16 protein-coding genes are annotated in these 18,294 nt (G+C 69.6%); 10 read left to right on the forward strand and 6 right to left on the reverse strand.

Translation table 11 applies throughout. The features are described from left to right. The first annotated feature begins 152 nt into the window (after positions 1–152). From QMG86_RS08780 to QMG86_RS08800, 5 genes are all read left to right on the forward strand, one after another. The gene (locus QMG86_RS08780; RefSeq protein WP_281878797.1) at positions 153–1,061 is read left to right on the forward strand and encodes a hydrogen peroxide-inducible genes activator; all 909 of its coding nucleotides are present in this window, start codon (positions 153–155) and stop codon (positions 1,059–1,061) included. A 43-nt stretch (positions 1,062–1,104) separates the two neighbouring features. Further along, entirely contained in the window at positions 1,105–1,599 is a 495-nt protein-coding gene (locus tag QMG86_RS08785; protein ID WP_281878798.1) for a gamma-glutamylcyclotransferase family protein, read from the forward strand. A 45-nt stretch (positions 1,600–1,644) separates the two neighbouring features. Beyond that, complete coding sequence (locus QMG86_RS08790; protein WP_281878800.1) at positions 1,645–2,235, forward strand: TetR/AcrR family transcriptional regulator; 591 nt, start codon at positions 1,645–1,647, stop codon at positions 2,233–2,235. Between the two features lie 73 nt (positions 2,236–2,308). Continuing rightward, on the forward strand, positions 2,309–3,043 hold the full coding sequence (locus QMG86_RS08795; RefSeq protein WP_281878801.1) for an SDR family NAD(P)-dependent oxidoreductase: 735 nt from the start codon (positions 2,309–2,311) through the stop codon (positions 3,041–3,043). 1 nt (position 3,044) lies between these two features. Continuing rightward, positions 3,045–3,251 (forward strand): tautomerase family protein, encoded by a 207-nt coding sequence (locus QMG86_RS08800; protein ID WP_281878802.1) that lies wholly within the window; start codon positions 3,045–3,047, stop codon positions 3,249–3,251. 93 nt (positions 3,252–3,344) lie between these two features. Here QMG86_RS08800 and speD read toward each other — a convergent pair whose 3' ends face one another. From speD to QMG86_RS08820, 4 genes are all read right to left on the reverse strand, one after another. Continuing rightward, the gene (gene speD / locus QMG86_RS08805) at positions 3,345–4,547 is read right to left on the reverse strand and encodes an adenosylmethionine decarboxylase (protein ID WP_281878803.1); all 1,203 of its coding nucleotides are present in this window, start codon (positions 4,545–4,547) and stop codon (positions 3,345–3,347) included. A gap of 8 nt (positions 4,548–4,555) precedes the next feature. After that, positions 4,556–5,671 carry a type III PLP-dependent enzyme gene (locus QMG86_RS08810; RefSeq protein WP_281878804.1) on the reverse strand — a complete coding sequence of 372 codons (1,116 nt, stop codon included), beginning with the start codon at positions 5,669–5,671 and terminating at the stop codon, positions 4,556–4,558. 163 nt (positions 5,672–5,834) lie between these two features. Next, positions 5,835–8,333 carry a DEAD/DEAH box helicase gene (locus QMG86_RS08815; RefSeq protein ID WP_281878805.1) on the reverse strand — a complete coding sequence of 833 codons (2,499 nt, stop codon included), beginning with the start codon at positions 8,331–8,333 and terminating at the stop codon, positions 5,835–5,837. Positions 8,334–8,396: 63 nt separating this feature from the next. Then, positions 8,397–9,335, reverse strand: coding sequence for a PAC2 family protein (locus tag QMG86_RS08820; protein WP_281878806.1), 939 nt, complete (start codon positions 9,333–9,335; stop codon positions 8,397–8,399). 277 nt (positions 9,336–9,612) lie between these two features. Between QMG86_RS08820 and QMG86_RS08825 the strand changes: the two genes are divergently transcribed. Both QMG86_RS08825 and QMG86_RS08830 read left to right on the forward strand, forming a co-directional pair. Continuing rightward, a complete protein-coding gene (locus tag QMG86_RS08825; RefSeq protein ID WP_281878807.1) occupies positions 9,613–10,317 on the forward strand; it encodes a sensor domain-containing protein in 705 nt (234 codons plus the stop codon). A gap of 159 nt (positions 10,318–10,476) precedes the next feature. Continuing rightward, the gene (locus tag QMG86_RS08830; protein ID WP_281878808.1) at positions 10,477–11,829 is read left to right on the forward strand and encodes a DUF4192 domain-containing protein; all 1,353 of its coding nucleotides are present in this window, start codon (positions 10,477–10,479) and stop codon (positions 11,827–11,829) included. A gap of 182 nt (positions 11,830–12,011) precedes the next feature. Here the strand turns inward: QMG86_RS08830 and galE are convergent, their stop codons facing one another. Together galE and QMG86_RS08840 are read right to left on the reverse strand one after the other, a co-directional pair. Continuing rightward, positions 12,012–12,992 (reverse strand): UDP-glucose 4-epimerase GalE, encoded by a 981-nt coding sequence (gene galE / locus QMG86_RS08835; RefSeq protein WP_281878809.1) that lies wholly within the window; start codon positions 12,990–12,992, stop codon positions 12,012–12,014. A gap of 3 nt (positions 12,993–12,995) precedes the next feature. Beyond that, on the reverse strand, positions 12,996–13,682 hold the full coding sequence (locus QMG86_RS08840) for an iron-dependent transcriptional repressor DtxR (protein ID WP_159838084.1): 687 nt from the start codon (positions 13,680–13,682) through the stop codon (positions 12,996–12,998). Positions 13,683–13,889: 207 nt separating this feature from the next. Between QMG86_RS08840 and QMG86_RS08845 the strand changes: the two genes are divergently transcribed. From QMG86_RS08845 to QMG86_RS08855, 3 genes are all read left to right on the forward strand, one after another. Then, on the forward strand, positions 13,890–15,161 hold the full coding sequence (locus tag QMG86_RS08845) for an acetoin utilization protein AcuC (protein WP_281878811.1): 1,272 nt from the start codon (positions 13,890–13,892) through the stop codon (positions 15,159–15,161). Continuing rightward, positions 15,154–17,826 carry a bifunctional acetate--CoA ligase family protein/GNAT family N-acetyltransferase gene (locus QMG86_RS08850; protein WP_281878812.1) on the forward strand — a complete coding sequence of 891 codons (2,673 nt, stop codon included), beginning with the start codon at positions 15,154–15,156 and terminating at the stop codon, positions 17,824–17,826. The genes QMG86_RS08845 and QMG86_RS08850 overlap by 8 nt, the downstream gene beginning before the upstream one ends. A 148-nt stretch (positions 17,827–17,974) precedes the next feature. Next, positions 17,975–18,277 (forward strand): DUF4333 domain-containing protein, encoded by a 303-nt coding sequence (locus tag QMG86_RS08855; RefSeq protein ID WP_281878813.1) that lies wholly within the window; start codon positions 17,975–17,977, stop codon positions 18,275–18,277. Positions 18,278–18,294: the final 17 nt, after the last annotated feature.

Below are 18,294 nucleotides of genomic sequence, written 5' to 3' on the forward strand. Positions count from 1 at the left end.
GCCAACTGTGTTCTGCGGTATTGCGAGGTCTTTGCGGTTACCTGAGCCACCGCCTCCGACCCGGACTCACACCGCGGGTGAAAAGCTCACGGGCGATCTTGCCCAAGGGGTGCTGAAAGGTAAAGGTGATCAGTCGCACTACACTGATAGGAGTGACTGATCAGACTTATCAGCCCACCCTGTCACAGCTGCGTGCGTTCGTGGCGATCGCGGAATATCGCCATTTCGGCACCGCGGCCGCCCGTCTCGGTGTGAGTCAGCCCACGTTATCGCAGGCGCTCGCCGCCCTGGAACAGGGGCTCGGGCTCCAGCTGATCGAGCGCAGCACCCGGCGGGTGCTGGTGACCGCCGCGGGAATGCGCTTGCTGCCCAAAGCGATGGCGACGCTGGAGGCCGCCGACCGCTTCGTCGCGTCGGCGACCGGGGACGGACTCGGCGGCACGCTGCGCATGGGCATCATCCCGACGGTCGCTCCTTATGTGCTGCCCGGGTTGCTGCCGGAGCTGCGCAAGCGGCTGCCCGAGTTGCGCCCGCAGATCGTCGAGGACCAGACCGCGCGGCTGCTGGACGGGTTGCGCACCGGCGTGCTGGATGTCGCGTTGCTGGCGGTGCCGACCGAGATGCCCGGCCTGGTCGAGATCCCGCTCTACTCCGAGGAGTTCGTGCTGGTCACGCCGCGCGGTCACGAGCTGGCCGGGCGCACCGACCTGGCGGCGGCGGTGCTGGACGCGCAACCGCTGCTGTTGCTGGACGAGGGGCACTGCCTGCGTGATCAGACCTTGGAGGCATGCCGCTCGGCCGACGTGCACCCGGCCGCCGTCGGCGACACCAGGGCCGCCTCCCTGTCGACCGTGGTGCAGTGCGTGGCGGGTGGACTCGGCGTGACCCTGATTCCGCAGATGGCCGTCGCGGCGGAAACCGCGGGCGGCACACTGGATGTCGCTCACTTCGCGACGCCCGCGCCCGGCCGCACCATCGGCCTGGTGTTCCGTACGTCCAGCGCTCGCGCCGACGACTACGAATATCTGGCCGCCATCGTTCGTGCTCAGCGGCCGATGTGAAGGCTGTGGCGGCACAGTGGTGACAGGTGAGAGGAGTGGCGAAGTGGAACCGGCGGCGCTGGGAGAGGGGCGGCTGAGCGGCCTGTCCGGGATGGACCACGCGCTGTTCGCCTATGGCACCCTGCAGTTTCCCGAGGTGCTGGAGGCGCTGCTCGGGCGCGTTCCCACGCTCGAACCGGCCGAGTTGACCGGATGGCGCGCTGCCGCGCTGCCGCGACGGCTCTATCCGGGACTGGTCGCCGCGGCGCGGGGACTCGCCCGCGGCGCTGTGCTGAGCGGCCTCACGGCGGCGGAGTGGGCAATCCTCGACGCGTTCGAGGACGACGAGTACGACTTGCGCCGAGTGCGCATCAACGGGCGGGATGCTCCGGTGTGGACCTACGTCTGGACCGTGCCTGCGGATCCCGTGGATTGGGACCGGGAGCGTTTCGCCGCCGTGCACCTCGGGGATTTCGCCGCTCGATCCGCCCGGTGGCGGCAGGACCCGGAAAGCTTCGGCCGTTCGGCCGGGCCTGGATGGGGAGGGGCTCTCGGGTAGGGCCTACGGTTGCCATTCCAAGACGACCGGTCGTATATTGAGCGCATGGTACGACCCCGGCGCAGCGAGGACACTCGGCGGCTTCTCGTCGAAGAGGGCGCCGCGGGGTTCCTGACCAACGGCTACCACGGCACGGGGCTCAAGCAGATCCTCGACAAGGTCGGCGTGCCGAAGGGTTCGTTCTACAACTACTTCGACAGCAAGGAGAGTTTCGGGCGCGCGATCATCGAGCATCACTCGCTGTGCGTGCAGCGCAACCTGACCGAGGCGTTCGCTACCGCCCCGGACCCGGTGAGCGGCCTACGGGCGTTCTTCGCCCGGTTGATGGACGATTTCGTGGCGGCCGATTTCACCGGCGGCTGCCTCATCGCGAATCTGGGCGGCGAGCTGGAAGGCAGCGATCTCTTGCGGCAATCGCTGTCGGCGGCGTGGAACGCGTGGCGCGAGCGCGTCGCCGAGCAACTCGCGCATGGCCAGCGCCTCGGGATGATCCGCGCCGACATCGACGCGGGTGAGCTGGCGGATCTGCTGCTCGAATCCTGGGAGGGAGCGGTGATCCGGATGAAGATGGAGCGCACCCTGACACCCCTGCACAAGTGCCTGGATCGTTTGCTCGGCGACTACTTCCTGCCCTGATCCCAGGGCGGCGCAGCACCCGGCGTCTCGGCTGACAATTCGAAGACGACCGGTCGTATCGGAAAGGACAGATATGGCGAAGACGGTCATCGTGACCGGTTCCTCCAGCGGGATCGGTCGCGACATCGCACGGGCGTTCACCGAACGCGGCGACAACGTCGTGCTCAACGGACGGGACGAGGAGAAACTGGCGCGGGTGGCCGCCGAACTGGGCGCGCCGCGGCGAGTGGCCACTGTGGCGGGTGACATCGGCGCAGCCACGACCGGAGCGGCCTTGGTCGGTGTCGCCGTCGAGCGGTTCGGCGGCGTGGACGTGCTGGTCAACAACGCGGGCATCTTCGGGGCGAAACCCTTCGTCGACGTCACCGAGCAGGACTTGGACGGCTACCTGAACGGCAACCTCAAAGGCACCTATTTCACCACGCAGGCGGTGGTGCGGCGGTTCCTGGCGCAGGCGCGCGGCGGCAGCATCGTGAACATCGGCACGGTGCTGATCGACCATGCGCTCGCCGGTCTGCCCGCCACGGCGGCCTTGGTCAGCAAGGGCGGCGTCCACGCGCTCACCACCAGCCTCGCCGCCGAACTCGCGGCCGACGGCATCCGGGTCAACGCGGTCGCTCCCGGCATCATCCGCACTCCGCTGTTCGGCGACGGCGACGAGTCGGCCTCGGCCGGGCTCGCGCTGTTGAACCGGATCGGCGAAGTCGCCGAGACAACCGCCGCGGTGCTGTATCTGGCCGATGCGGAGTTCACGACCGGACACATTCTCCCCGTGGACGGCGGGTTCATCTCGGGAAGGGCGGCTTGAAATGCCTTACGTCAACATCAAAGTGACCGACGACGGCGTCACCCGCGAACAGAAGGCGCGGCTGATCAAGGGCGTCACGGATCTGCTGGAAGAGGTGCTCGGCAAGGCGCCCGCGAGTACGTATGTCGTGATCGACGAGGTGCCCGTGTCGAACTGGGGTGTAGGCGGGGTCGACGTCGAGCAGTGGCGCGAGCGGCAGCGTTCCTGAACCGCGGCAGCCGCCGCGGACTCGGCGCGGCGCTGACCGGAGAACGCCGAACGCGCCGGTTCCACCGGAACCGGCGCATTCGGTCGTCGTCGCCTAGACCCGCAGGGCGTGCGGTTCGATCGCGCCGCGCACCAGCGCCCGCGCGTCGATGGTCTCGGGCTTGTAGGGCAGCAGCGCCAGACGATCGGTCATCCGGCCGACCGGGTCCTCGACCGCGTCCACCAGGCCGAACAGGAACGACCACTCGTGCTCGTCGCTGCCGTAGTGCACGACGGTGCCGAACTGCTCGTGGAAACGCTGCCAGGAGCGCTTCAAGGTCTCGTTGCGCCACATCGTCGCGCACCCGGCCTGGGCGCACAGCACGCCGCCGGGCGCGAGGAGCGCACGACATCGGGACAGGAACTCCGCCTCGTAGAGGCGATTGTGCTGCGCGTCCTCCACGCGCTCGTCCGGCAGGTCGATCACGACGACGTCGTAGCGAGTGCCCGCCTGCTCGGCCGTGGCCAGGAAGTCCCAGCCGTCGGCGTAGTGCACCTTGATCGGCCCTTCGCCCGCGACGGCGGCGGCCAGCTCGTCGGTGGAGTACCCGTAGGGCAGGTGCTCGGCGCACAGCTCCACCTCGAGCTGGTCGATGTCGACGTGGTCGACGTGGGTGGCGCCCGCGGCCACCGACATCTGACTGGCCACGCCCTCGCCGGAACCGACGATGAGCACCTTGTCCAGCTTCTCGGCCAGCACGAAGGCGGGCACCATCATCGCCTCGTGGTAGGTGAGCTGGGAGAACTCGGTGGACTGGCGGTCGTCGTCGGAGAACAGGCTGATGCCCTGCTCGGTCCGCGCGATGACCATGTGCTGGTAGGGGGTGTGGGTGTCGACGATCACCTCGTGCAGGTCCCAGATGCGGGTCAGACCCGCGCCCACCGGCTCCTCGATCCGCTGGCTGCCGTGCCCCCTGCGGATGACCTGCATGCGAACGTCCTTGGGAGCCAAGGCGTCTCGAAGCAGCTCAACCGCCTTCGACGCGCCCGCGCCGATGCTGCCGCAGGTGAACACGTCGACGAAGATGTCGCCGGACTCCGGATAAGTGTGAATCGAGGCGTGGGACTCCGACAACAGCGCGAGGACGGTCACCCCCTGCGGTTCGAACTTCTTGTGTACGACATCGCAGATGGTGACGCCCGCCGCGATCAGAGACTCACGCAACGCCGATTCGAGTCGTTCGAGATCGTCGCAGAGATCTGCGTCGACACCACCGAACTCGGCCAGCACATGCCAACCGGTGAATTCCGCCGTCATGGGCAAACTCACTCTCGCTCAGCGCCCGAGACATGAACGGTCAAGGGCGGAAAACCATTGAAGGACACCGACGAATAGCTCGCGGTATAGGCACCGGTGTCGAGGATTCGAACGCGATCACCGGCTCGCAACGTGGTCGGTAGGAGGACTCGCGTGCGTTGATACAGTACATCGTCGCCGTCGCAGGTCGGACCGGCCACCACCGCCTCGTCGACGGGGTCGCCGTCGCGGTCGGTGACGAACCGGTAGGCGATGTACTCGTTCTCGGTCTCGGCCATGCCGTTGTAGCGGCCGATGTCGAGATACACCCAGCGCCTGCCGTCCGGCGCGGTGCGGACGCCGACGACCTCGGCGTGAATCGTGCCCGCCGAACCGACCAGCGCCCGGCCGGGTTCGACGACCAATCCGGTTGCCCCGGACAGGAATTCGGCCGCTGCGTGCTTGACCACCGCGGCGATCTCGCCCAGCGCGGGCGCCGGGTCGGCGTAGGAGATCGGCAGCCCGCCGCCGATGTTCACCGAGTTCACCGCGATGTCCTTGTCGGCCAGTGCCTCGGCGATCCGGCCCGCCTGCTCGATGCCGATCCGCCACGCGGTGGGGTCCAGTTGCTGGGAGCCGACATGGAAGTACGGCCCGGCGACGACCAGCCCCAGATCCCTGGCCCGGACCAGCAGCCGGAACGCCTCACCCGGGCTGCAGCCGAACTTCGTGCCGAACGGCGTGCGCGACTCCGGCGCCGAGGCGAGGAAGCGGCACTCCACCTCCGAGCCGGGCGCGTGCTCCGCGATCCGCAGCAGGTCGTCCTCGGTGTCGAAGGCATAGCGTCGCACCCCCAGGGCGTAGGCCCGGGCGATGTGCGCGGTTTTCTTGATCGGGTTGCCGTAGCACAGCCGCTGCGGGGACACGCCCAGCCCGAGGCAGAGGTCGATCTCACCGATGCTGGCGACGTCGAATTCCGCGCCTTCCTCGTCGAGCAGGCGCACGATCTCCGGCACCGGGCTCGCCTTCACGGCGAAACGAATTCTCGTCGCGGCGCCGTCGCCCGTGGACAGGGCGGCGTCGAGCGCGCGGTAATTCCGGCGGACACGCTCGGGATGGATGACAAGGTACGGCGATTCGGGCATAGTTGATCTTTCGCTTGGGCAGCGGGGGAGAGAGTATCAGCGGCCCGTACCCAGAAACGAATCCGTCGAAACCTGGGTTCGCCACATGGTCGCGAGCCCTCGTCCTGCTGGCACGAAGGGGCCGCTGACCTGCGTGGATACCGGACCGATGGCCGATGCGGGCTCAGCCGGCGGACACGGTGACGTCGTCGAAGACGACCTCGCCCGCCGCGTCGGACTCGGCCAGATCGACCACCGCGTCGATCGACCAGCCGTGGTCGCCCGCCGGGTCGTCCAGCACCTGCCGCACATGCCAGAATCCGGGTCTTCGTTCCACCTGGAACAGTTGCGGGCCCCGGGCGTCGGGGCCCGTGCCGATCCGCTCGTATTCCGCGTAGTAATCGGCGAAAGCTTCCGCCCAATCCGGGCCGGGGCCGAGCGCGGCCAGCTCGTTCCAGCGCCGCAGAGCGGCCAGCTCGACGCGGCGGAACATCGCGTTGCGGACCATGACCCGGAACGCGCGCTCGTTGGCCGAGATCGGGCGCACCGTCTCCGCGCCGAACGCGACCTGGTCGGCGTCGGTCTCCGCGCCCGGGTTGGTCAGTTGCTCCCATTCGTCGAGCAGGCTCGAATCGACTTGGCGGACAAGCTCTCCGAGCCATTCGGTGATGTCGTCCAGTTCCTCGGTGCGCGCCGAATCGGGCACCGTGCGCCGCAGCGCGCGGTAGGCGTCGGCGAGATAGCGCAGCACCACGCCCTCGGAGCGGGCCAGCTCGTAGAAGGAGATCAGCTCCGCGAAGGTCATGGCTCGTTCGACCATGTCGCGGACCACCGACTTCGGCGCGGGCGCGAACTCCGACACCCACGGGTGCCCGGCGCGATAGGTCTCGTAGGCCGGTTCGATGAGTTCGGCCAGCGGCTTCGGCCAGGTGACCTCTTCGAGCAGTTCCATCCGCTCGTCGTAGTCGATGCCGTCGGCCTTCATCTCCGCGATCGCCTCGCCGCGCGCCTTGTGCTGCTGGGCCATCAGCAACTGGCGCGGATCCTCCAGGGTGGATTCGATGAGCGACACCACGTCGAGGGTATAACTCGGGGATTGTTTGTCCAGCAGGTCCAGCGCGGCCAGCGCGAACGGCGACAGCGGCTGATCGAGGGCGAAATCACGCTGCAGGTCGACGGTCAGGCGTGCGCGTCGGCCCTGCGCGTCGGGTTCCGGCAGCTGCTGCACCACCCCGGCGTCGCGCAGCGCGCGGTACAGCCGGATGGCGCGCAGGATGTGCCTGCGCTGGGCGGGACGCGGCTCGTGGTTGTCCTCCAGCAGGTGACGCATCGCGGTGAAGCAGTTGCCCGGCCGGGCGATCACGTTCAGCAGCATGGCGTTGGTGACCGCGAACCGCGACACCATCGGCTCCGGCTGCGCGGCGACCAAGCGGTCGAAGGTCTCCTCACTCCAGGAGACGAAGCCTTCCGGCGGTTTGCGCCGCTGCACCTTGCGCTGCTTCTTCGGATCGTCGCCCGCCTTGGCCAGCAGCCGGGTGTTCTCCACCTCGTGTTCGGGAGCCTGCACGACAACGGTGCCCATGGTGTCGTAACCAGCCCGCCCGGCGCGGCCTGCGATCTGGTGGAACTCCCGCGCCTTGAGCCTGCGGGTGCGCACGCCGTCGAACTTGGTCAGCCCGGTGAGCAGCACCGTGCGGATGGGCACGTTGATGCCGACGCCGAGGGTGTCGGTGCCGCACACCACCTTCAGCAGGCCGTCCTGGGCGAGTCGCTCCACCAGGCGCCGGTACTTGGGCAGCATGCCCGCGTGATGCACGCCGATGCCGTGCCGGATCAGCCGCGACAGCGTCTTGCCGAACCCGGCGGCGAACCGGAACTCGCCCAGCGCGTCGGCGATCGCGTCCTTCTCCGCGCGCGTCGCGAAATTCACACTCGTCAGCGCCTGGGCACGCTCGAGCGCGGCGGCCTGGGTGAAGTGCACCACATACACCGGGGCCTGATGGGTGGTGACCAGCTCTTCCAGTGTCTCCGTGATCGGCGTGCGGGCATAGGAGAAGGTCAGCGGCACGGGACGCTCGGTGCCCGCGACGACCGCGGTGGAGCGGCCGGTCCGGCGCTCCAGGTCGCGGACGAAGAAGTCGACCTCGCCGAGCGTGGCCGACATGAGCAGGAACTGGGCGCGGGGCAGTTCGAGCAGCGGCACCTGCCAGGCCCACCCCCGGTCGGGGTCGGCGTAGAAGTGGAATTCGTCCATCACGACTTGGCCGACGGCGGCGTCCGCGCCTTCCCGCAGCGCCAGGTTGGCCAGGATCTCCGCGGTCGCGCAGATGATCGGCGCCTCCGGATTCACCGCGGCGTCGCCGGTGACCATGCCGACGCGTTCGGCCCCGAACACCTCGCAGAGGGCGAAGAATTTCTCGCTCACCAGCGCCTTGATCGGAGCGGTGTAGTACGTGCGCAAACCCTGGGTCAGCGCGAACAGATGCGCGCCGACCGCGACGAGTGATTTACCGGAACCGGTTGGGGTGGCGAGGATGACGTTGGATCCGGAGGCCAGCTCGAGCAGTGCCTCGTCCTGCGCCGGGTAGAGCGGGGTGCCCTGCTCGGCGGCCCACATCCCGAACGACTCGTAGAGCGCGTCGGCGTCGGTCCCCGGGATGTCGAGCAGTTCGGTCAGATCCACTCCGACCACCCTACGGCCTCGCCGGTAGGCACGCGTGCAGGGGCGATCGGGACCCCGCGCGGGTCAGTCCTGCTCGTCCTCGTCCTTGTTGCGGCTCTGCTCGGCGAGGAATCGCTCGAACTCGGCGCCCAGCTCGTCACCGCTCGGCAGCTCGCCATCGCCCACCAGCAGGCTCGACTGCCGCTCCTGCGCGGTGACGAAGCTGTCGTACTGCCGCTCCAAGGCGTGCACGACGGTCTCCACCTCGACGTTGCCCGCGATGTGCTCGTTGACCTGTTCGCGCACCCGCGCGGCGGCCTCGCCCAACGCGGCCAGCGGGAACTCCAGGCCGGCGTTGTCCGCGACGTTCTCCAGCAGCGTCTGCGCGGCCTCCGGGTAGGCGGTCTGCGCGAGGTAGTGCGGCACGTGCACCGAGAACCCGACCGACTCGTGCCCGTGCTGCGCCATGCGGAATTCCAGCAGCGACGACGCGCTGCCCGGCACCTGGAGTTCCCCCGGCCACCGCTGATGGTCGGAGATCAGGTCGCGGTTGGAGGAATGCGCGGTGACGCCGAGCGGGCGAGTGTGCGGGATCGCCATCGGAATGGCGCTCAGGCCGATGCTGCGGCGCACGCCCAGCTGTTCGGCGAGCAACCGCACCGCCGTGGTGAACTTCTCCCAGCGTAGGTCCGGTTCCAGACCGGCGAGCAACAGGAACGGAGTCCCCGCGGTGTCGCGCAAGGCCCAGAGGTTGAGTTCCGGCTCGGCGTATTGGGAGAAGTGATCGGTCTTGAAGGTCATGAGCGGACGCCGCGACCGGTAGTCCAGCAGCTCGTCCACATCGAAGGAGGCGACGAGTTCACTCTCGAGGCTCTCGCGCAGATGCGTGGTCGCCAGCCGCACCGCGTGCCCGGCGTCGGTGAAACCTTCCAGCCCGTGCACCAGGACCGGGCCCGCACCGTCGGCGGACGACAGCTGCGGAGCGGGGAACTCCAATTCGTACATTCGCGACTCGTAGTCCATCGCGTACTCCTTCCTGCGCGGCTCCTGTGGCCCGGACGCGTACCGCACGCGCCAGTGTGGTTGCCTGCCCGGTCGTTCACCACCGCTGGTGGTGGTGCGAGGCGAGCGGTCGTCCGAACCGGGGACCACTGTCCATTGTCCCCCATGCCGTGGCGGTCACCGCGCACGGCCGGACACCGACCCATACTCCGAGGCAACAGCATCGGTGGCTCGCGCATTCCCGGCCCGGCGGCGTGGCATCGCCGACTTGACACCAGGAGTTTGGCACAGTGGGGGTGTGACCGTGGCGGATTCGAAGCGCATGCGGCTGGGCCCGGTGGTATCCCTCGTCTGCGCGGTGCTGCTGGCAGGCTGCGGGTCGACGGTATCGGGGCGCCCGGTCTCCTCGGCGCCGACCACGGTGACCAGGCACGTGAGCGCAGAACTGCCGACTCTGCTGCCGGATCCGGCGCAGTTCCCGGCGCCGTACACGGCGGTGGTGCTGCCCCAGGAGGCCGTGGCCCAGGCGGCGGGTGACCTGGACGGCACGGGCCGCGGCGCGAACGTCCAGCCCAGCCGGTGTGTGCCGCCGAGCCAGGACTTCGGACCCGAGCACACCGCGATGGCGGTCGGCACGGACGACATTACGCGCGCCACACTGACCGTCGAATTGACCCGCACCGGCGAGCCGTTGGCGGCGCTGCGCGACCGGCTGGGGCAGTGCGGATCGGTGCGGGTGAACCGGGCGGGCGCCGCCACCACCGTGACGACCGAGCTGGAGTCGCCCCCGCCGATCGACGCCGACGACGCCCTCTCGCTGCGCAGGACGGTGCGGCCGGAATCCGGTGGCGCGCGGCTGACCCAATCCATGCGCACCCACGTCGCGCAGTCCGGGGATGTGCGAATCACGGTGACCTACATGTCCTTCACCGAGGGTGAAGCGGATATCGCCGCGCTGAACGCGCTGTTCGCCACCGCTGTGCGTAAAGTGCGCGAAAGATAGCGGGCAGGGGAAAGCACGGTAGCAGGCGGCACCGACACGAATCGCGGGCCATGCGAGGTGCCGATCGACTCGTGCACAGCGCGAATCGATTTCCCCAGGGTGGCTGAAGGGCCAGGTCGGCCTCCGGGTCCGGTGACCGGCACCCCGCATCGTCGGTGCATGACAACTTCCTCTTCCGAACCGGTCGACGCGAGATACACAGGCAAGGACGGCGTCTTCCGGCTGGGCGCCGGCAGAGACACTCGATTCACCCGCGGTGCTCCGCCGGCGGACGCGGTGCAAGTCACTCCTGTCGAAGAAGCGGTGCCGGAATCGTTTTCGCACGCGGTGGCGAACGGGGCAACTGTGTGGAACTCCCGCCGACCGGCACGGCAGGTCCGCTGCCGCGACGATCCTCCGCCGTTCCGGCATTCGCCCGAGCAAGCCGTGCGGGTGGACGACCCGGCGGAGCTGATCGCCGCCGTGCCCGCGATGCTGGGCTTCACCCCGGAACGGTCCGTGGTCGTGCTCGTCCTGCGGCGCGCTGCGGGCGGTGGCGCGATCGTCGACGCGGTGGTGCGGTTCGATCTGGATTCGCCCAGCGGGCGGCGCGTACGTGGCGCGACTTTGGCCTCCGCGATCGCGCGGATCTGCGCGCACGACGAGGCGGCCGAGGTACTGGCCGTCGTCGTCGACGAACGCGCCGTGGAGCCCGGAGCAGGCGCCGACCGGTCCGGATGCGCGGCCGGTCGATTCGACGTGCTGGCCGGCTCGCTCGGCAGGCGCTTGGCCGCGTGTGACATCTCGCTCGCGGGAGTGTGGGCGGTGCGGTCGATCGCCGCTGGACAGCGCTGGTGGACGGTGACGGGACCGCGACGGCACGGGGTGCTGCGGGACCCGGCGGCTTCCCTGGTGACGCTGACCCATGTGCTGGACGGCAGGCCGATCCGCGGTTCGCGCTCCGAGCTCACGGATTTGGTCGCGCCGGAGCCGGCCGCGCGGGCCGAGGTGGCGGCGCACCTGGCGGACGCGGTCGTGCGCGCCCGTGAGCGCTACGCGGTGGCGGCGCGTCGCGGTGATCCGATCGGGTACAGCAGGCAAGCGCTCGACTACGTGTTGTGGCAGATCGCCAACACCGCCTCGGGCGCCGAGCTACTGGCGTCAGAGCTGGCCGAAATGGCTGCGGCCCTGCGTGATCGGGCAGTGCGGGACACGATGTTCGCCTTGGCGGTCGGCGACCACGCCGCCGCGGCCGAGGCGGTGTGGGTGGCGCTGACCCGCGCGCTGTCCGGCACGGACCGCGCCGAGGCGGCCGCTCTGCTGGGGTACAGCGCCTACGTCCGTGGTGACGGACCGCTGGCGGGCATCGCGCTGGATGCCGCGCTGGAGGCGGATCCGGGTCACCCGATGGCACTGTTGCTGGACACCTCGCTGCGCCTGGGCATGCGTCCGGAACAGATGCGGCGCCTCGCGCACAGCGGCTATCGGACCGCCGCGGGTCTCGGCGTCGACCTCGGCACACCGTCGTCGTGAAACCGGAAATGAGGGTCGGTGGCGGAGAGTCGGCGGTGCGCAGTCCGATTCCGCGCGACTCCGGCGACTTCGCGCGGCAGAGTGCATCCTCCGGGCGCACGGCGCCGCGGTGGCTCCGGTGCGGTGGCGCGGTCTCGGCAGCCCGAGTCGGTGCGGGACCGACTCGGGCACGGGGGAGCCGGTTACTTCGCGCTGTGCGCGCGGGGGCCGAGCGACTGAAGGAAAGCCCAGGCGTCGGTGACGATCTCGTCGAGCTCGTTGTGTTCTGGACGCCACCCGAGTTCGGCCATGGCACGCTCGCTGGACGCGATCAGCGTCGCCGGGTCGCCAGGGCGGCGAGGCGCGTCCTGCGCGGCGATCGGCAGGCCGGTGACCCGCTCGCAGGCCGAGATCACCTCGCGAACGGAGAACCCGGTGCCGCTGCCGAGGTTGTAGATCCGATGGGTGCCCGTTTCCGCGGTCGCCAAGGCCAGCAGATGGGCCTCGGCGAGGTCGCGGATGTGAATGTAGTCGCGGACCGCGGTGCCGTCGGGGGTGGGCCAATCGGTGCCGAAGACCGAGATCGCCTTGCGGTGCCCGGCAGCGACCTGCAGCACGAGCGGGATGAGATGGGTTTCCACCACCCGGTTCTCGCCGAGCCCGCCGTAGGCGCCGGCGACGTTGAAATACCGCAGACTGGTCGCCGCCAGCCCGTGCGCGATCGCGTAGGACGTGATGGCGTGGTCGATGGCCAGCTTCGACGCGCCATACGGATTGGTCGGGCGAGTCGGGGCGTCCTCGGTGATCGGCACCTGTTCCGGTTCCCCGTAGACCGCCGCGGTGGAGGAGAAGACCAGCCGCGGCGTGCCCGTGCGCCGCAGGGCCTCCAGCAGTTCGAACGTCTTCACCACATTGCCGTGCCAGTACTTCTCCGGCTGCTGCACCGACTCGCCGACCAGCGACTGCGCCGCGAAATGCAGGACTCCGTCGAAGGGTTCGGAAGCCAGCAGTGCGGGCGCGGCGACCGCCACGTCACCCTGGACGAACCGGGCGGCGGAAGGGACGCCGTCGGCATTGCCGGTGGACAGATCGTCGACCACGACCACCTCGTGGCCGGCTTCCAGCAGGACCTGGGCGCAGACCCCGCCGACGTAGCCCGCGCCCCCTGTGACGAGAAGTTTCACGTGTCAGGCCAGCTTCACCTGGACGGCGTGCGCCATCTCGTCGGGCAATTCGAAGCCGTCGTGGCCGGGCACGGTGATGACCACCGAACCGGCCTTCGTCTCCACCGTGACCCGTGCGTCGGGCACCACGCCCGCCTCGCGCAGCCGGCCGATGACCTCGGGGTCGGTCTGGATGTGCTCGGCGAGCCTGCGCACGACGACGGCGTGCTGCTGGCCGTGCGGCAGGTCGGACAGGCGCAGCAGCGTCTCGTCGGCGGCGGCGGGCGGAATGATGCCGAGTTCGTCCAGACCGGGGATGGGGTTGCCGTAGGGGGAGGTGGTGGGGTGGTTGAGCACCTCGACCAGGCGTCGCTCGACGTCCTCGCTCATGACGTGCTCCCAGCGACAGGCCTCCGCGTGCACGTTCTGCCAGTCGAGGCCGATGATGTCGACGAGCAGGCGTTCGGCCAGCCGGTGCTTGCGCATGACGGCGACGGCCATGCTGCGCCCCTTCTCGGTCAGCTCCAGATGACGGTCGCCGGCGACCAGCAGCAAACCGTCACGCTCCATCCGGGCGACGGTCTGGCTGACGGTGGGGCCGCTCTGTTCGAGGCGCTCGGCGATCCGGGCGCGCAGGGGCACCACGCCCTCCTCCTCGAGGTCGTAGATGGTACGGAGATACATCTCCGTGGTGTCGACCAGATCCTTCACCTGTTACCCCTTCGTCGGCACGAATTCTACCCACGCGCGACGGCACCCCCGTGTGCCGGATCGTCTCGTTCCACGCTGCGCACGACATCTCCGGCGGCATTGCGGGGCCCGATCGGCGCACGGCGGGCGGCCGTGAGCGTCTTTCTTGTATTTGTACTGCATAGGAACGTTTCGCGGGGTTCCTTGCTTCCCGCTAGCGTTGCGATCATGGCCACTGCACCGCGCGGCGAACCGCGGACGCCGATCCCGCCCGCACCGAGCCGGCCCGCGACGGTCGTCTGGACCGAGCGCTTCCTGGATTACGCCTGGACGCCGGAGCATCCGATGCAGCCCGCGCGCCTGAAGTTCACCATGGCGCTCGCGGAGAGCCTCGGCTTGCTCGAGGGTGTCGAACTGCTCGAGCCCGCCGAGGCCGGCCGCCCGGAGTTGCTGCGCATCCACACGCCCGACTACCTCGACGCGGTGGAACGCGCCGTGCCGCCGGTGGGTTCGCCGGCCGCCCCGCCCTACGGCCTCGGCTCCCCGGACAATCCGGTGTTTCCGCGCATGCACCAGGCCGCGTCCACGATCGTCGGCGGCACTCTGGCCGCGGCCATGGCCATCGCGGAGGGACGCACCAAGCGAGCGGTGAGCATCGGCGGTGGCATGCATCACGCGATGGCCGATTCGGCTGCGGGTTTCTGCGTGTACAACGACCCGGCGGTGGCCATCTCCTGGCTGCTCGACCACGGGTTCGACCGGATCGCCTACATCGACGTGGACGTGCACCACGGCGACGGCGTGCAGCGCGCTTTCTACGCCGACCCCCGGGTGCTCACCATCTCGCTGCACCAGCACCCGGCCACCCTGTGGCCCAATACCGGGTGGCCGGAGGAGACCGGCGCGGGCGCGGGGGAGGGCACCGCGATCAACCTGCCACTGTTGCCCGGCACCCGGGATGCGCAGTGGCTGCGCGGCTTCCACGCCGTGGTGCCCGGCGCGGTGGCGGCGTTCGGGCCGCAGATCGTGGTCAGCCAGTGCGGGGTGGACACCCATCGCGAAGATCCGCTGGCCGATCTGGAACTCACCGTCGACGGACAGCGCGCGGCCTTCCGGGCGATGCGCGACCTCGCCGATCGGTATGCCGAAGGTCGCTGGCTGGCCGTCGGCGGCGGCGGGTACGGCCTGGTCCGGGTGGTGCCGCGGGCGTGGACCCACCTGCTGGCCACCGCGCTGGACCGCACCGTCGACCCCGCGACGCCGATACCGCAGGACTGGATCGACACGATCCGCGCGGCGGCGCCGCGAGCCGACCCGCCGCGCACCATGGGCGACGGTGGCGACGTCGCCTACCGTCCGTGGGACGGCCCCGGCGGCACCGGCGAGACCGGTGATGCCCGGGTCGACCGCGCCCAACGTGCCGTCGACATGGCGGTGCTGGCCACCCGCCGAGCGACTTTCGGGTTGCTGGGACTGGATCCGGAGGACCCTCGTGACTGACTTTCCCGATACCTCGGACACCCCCGCGACCCCGCCTCCGCCGCCGCAGCACTGGTTCGCGGACGTGCTGGCTTCCGACGGTGGCGTCGTCCGGCTGCGGCCGATCACACCCGATGACGCCGAGCGGTTGCAGGAGTTCCACAGCGCGCTGTCGGATCGCACCAGGTACCTGCGGTATTTCGGTCCGTATCCCCGGATTTCGCCGAAGGACCTGTACCGCACCACGCACGTCGACTATCACGACCGGGTCGGGCTGGTGCTGGAACTGGCCGAGGCGATCGTGGCGGTGGGCCGCTACGAACTGCTGGAGCGCGACGGGCCGCGCGCGGCGGAGGTCGCGTTCGTGGTCGCCGACGGGCACCAGGGGCGCGGGCTCGGCTCGATCCTGCTGGAGCACTTGGCCGGCGCCGCCGCCGAGAACAAGATCGAGACCTTCGTCGCCGAGGTGCTCGCGGAGAACACCGTGATGGTCACGGTGTTCCGGGACGCGGGCTATCAGGTCGAGCGCAGCAGGGACGGCTCCGTGCTGCACCTCGAATTCGCCATCGACCCCACCGAAGCGCTGCTGTCGGTGCGTGATTCGCGCGAACGCGCCTCGGAGGCGCGCAGTGTGGGCAATCTGCTCACCCCGCGGTCGGTCGCCGTGATCGGGGCCACCCCGGCGACGGGGCGGGTCGGCGGCGCGGTGCTGGCGAATCTGCTGTCGGGCCTGTTCCAGGGGCCGGTGTTCCCGGTGAACCCCAACCGAAAGTCGGTGCGCGGGGTCCGGGCCTACGCGACGGTCCGGGAAATACCCGACGAGGTCGATCTCGCCGTGGTCGCGGTGCCGCCCGCGGCGATCGGATCGGTGCTCGACGACTGCATGGCCAAAGGGGTCAAAGGGCTCGTGGTGTTGACCGCGGGTTTCGGCGAGACCGGCGAGGAGGGCCTGGCGGCCGAACGGGAACTCGTGGCGGCCGCGCGTGGCCACGGCATGCGCGTGGTCGGGCCGAGCGCGCTCGGCATCGCGAACACCGACCCGGCGGTCGCGATGAACGCGACGCTCGCCACGGTGCTGCCCGGGCGCGGGCGGATCGGATTCTTCTGCCAGTCCGGGCCCCTGGGCGCGGCCATCCTGGGTGAGGCGGCGGCGCGCAATCTCGGGTTGTCGACGTTCGTGTCGGCGGGTAACCGCGCCGACGTCTCCGGCAACGACCTGCTGCAGTACTGGGACAGCGACCCGGACACCGATGTGGTGCTGCTCTACCTGGAGAGCTTCGGCAATCCGCGCAAGTTCTCCCGGATCGCGCGCCGGGTGGCCCGGACCAAACCGATCGTCGCGGTGAGCAGCGGCCGCTCGGTCGCCCAGCCCGCGGGGGACATGGACCGTTCGATCGTGCGGGATCTGTTCGCCCAAGCGGGCATCGTCCAGGTCGACTCGATCTCCGAACTGTTCGACTGCGCCGCCCTGCTGGGCTACCAGCCGCTGCCGCGCGGCTCGCGGCTGACGGTCGTCGGCAACAGCACGGCGCTCAACTGGCTGGCCGTCGACGCGGCGCAGGGCGAGGGGCTCGAGGTCGCCGAGCCGGTCAACCTGGGACCACAGGCGACGCCGGGCGCGTACCTGGACGCACTGGTCGCGGCCCTGCGGTCGGACGAGACAGATGCGGTGATCGTGGTTTTCGCTCCCCCGGTCCCGCTGCCGACCACCGGTTTCGCCGACGCCATCCGCGCGGCGGCGGCCGCTGTGCCCGAGGCGGGGAAGCCGATTCTCACCACATTCGTGGCCGAGCAAGGGATTCCGAACCTGCTCGCGGTGCGCGGTCCGGGCGCGGCGGCGGCGCACGGGTCGATTCCGTCGTATCCCGATCCCGAACGCGCCGCACGGGCCCTGGCTCGGGTCCGGCGCTACGCCGAATGGCGCACCAGGCCCGTGTCGCCGGTGGTGCGGCCGCAGGGTATCGACACCGACCGCGCGCGCCAATTGGTGGCCGACTGGATGGCCGGGTCGGGTGGTCGCCGGCTCACCGATCTGGAGACAGTGGAACTGCTTGCCTGCTATGGGATTTCGGTCGTGGAGTTCCGGGAGGTGCGCAACGCCGAGGAGGCGGTCGCGGCCGCGGAGGAACTCGGCTATCCGGTGGCGGCCAAGGCGACCGGCGAACACTGGCGGCGCAGACCGGATCTCACCGGTGTCCGGCTCGATCTATGGCGACCGGAAGCGGTGCGGCAGGGATACGCGGATCTGGCGGAGTTGTGCGGTGATCCCGTGGTGCACATCCAGAAGATGGCTACCAAGGGTGTCGGCTGCATTCTGCGGGTGCAGGACGACCCCTCGTTCGGCTCGGTGATCGAATTCGGCCTGTCCGGTCTGATCATCGAGTTGCTCGGTGACCGCGCCTATCGTGCGTTGCCGTTGACCGCCGACGAGGCGACGGCTCTGATCGACGCACCGAGGGCCGCGCCGCTGCTGTCGGGGACCCCGGCGAGCCCCCGTGTGGACAAGGCGGCCCTGTCCGAACTGGCCCAGCGCATTTCGGCCTTGTTCGATGATCTGCCGGAGATGCGGGAGTTGTCCTTCGACCCCGTGCTGGCCTCGCCCACTTCGGCGGAGATCCTCTACGCACGCGGCCGTATCGGACCGGAGCCGAGTCGTTTCGACACCGGTCCGCGCCGGCTGGGGTGAGCATCTCCGGGCCCACGGTCTGCCACGGGTGTGGCGTGGCTGAGCCGTCGGCTCGCACACGTCACCTGGGCTATGTCCGCTAACGGACGATCGCGCCCAGCGCGATCTGGGGATGCCACATTCGTCCTGGAAGGAAGGCCGTCGCGCCATGAAGATCCGTAGCCTCGCCCTGTTGTCACTGCTCGCGGCGGCGCTCACCGCCTGTTCGGTGAGCATCGGCACGCCGAAGGTGCAGGAGGCCGACCTGGAGAAGTCGGTCAAGGACTCGCTCACCGAGAAGGTAGGGCAGGAGCCCGACACGATCGACTGCCCTGGCGATCTCACCGGTAAGGAGGGAACGACCATGCGCTGCACGCTGACCGCGGGTGGCGACACGCTCGGGGTGCTGCTCACGGTGACCTCGGTCGACGGCGAAACCGTCAAGTACGACATCGCGGTGGACCAAAGCTGAGCCTGCATGTCAGGGGA

The organism is Nocardia sputorum (assembly GCF_027924405.1).
In the GTDB taxonomy this organism is placed as follows: Bacteria; Actinomycetota; Actinomycetes; order Mycobacteriales; family Mycobacteriaceae; genus Nocardia; species Nocardia sputorum.

Excerpts from the sequence above, each read along its gene's own strand:
- QMG86_RS08795 (WP_281878801.1), top strand. The coding sequence starts at position 2,309 with ATGGCGAAGACGGTCATCGTGACCGGTTCCTCCAGCGGGATCGGTCGC.
- QMG86_RS08845 (WP_281878811.1), top strand. The coding sequence starts at position 13,890 with ATGGCCACTGCACCGCGCGGCGAACCGCGGACGCCGATCCCGCCCGCA.
- QMG86_RS08855 (WP_281878813.1), top strand. The coding sequence starts at position 17,975 with ATGAAGATCCGTAGCCTCGCCCTGTTGTCACTGCTCGCGGCGGCGCTC.
- QMG86_RS08790 (WP_281878800.1), top strand. The coding sequence starts at position 1,645 with ATGGTACGACCCCGGCGCAGCGAGGACACTCGGCGGCTTCTCGTCGAA.
- QMG86_RS08830 (WP_281878808.1), top strand. The coding sequence starts at position 10,477 with ATGACAACTTCCTCTTCCGAACCGGTCGACGCGAGATACACAGGCAAG.
- speD (WP_281878803.1), bottom strand. The coding sequence starts at position 4,547 with ATGACGGCGGAATTCACCGGTTGGCATGTGCTGGCCGAGTTCGGTGGT.
- QMG86_RS08800 (WP_281878802.1), top strand. The coding sequence starts at position 3,045 with ATGCCTTACGTCAACATCAAAGTGACCGACGACGGCGTCACCCGCGAA.
- QMG86_RS08820 (WP_281878806.1), bottom strand. The coding sequence starts at position 9,335 with ATGGACTACGAGTCGCGAATGTACGAATTGGAGTTCCCCGCTCCGCAG.
- QMG86_RS08810 (WP_281878804.1), bottom strand. The coding sequence starts at position 5,671 with ATGCCCGAATCGCCGTACCTTGTCATCCATCCCGAGCGTGTCCGCCGG.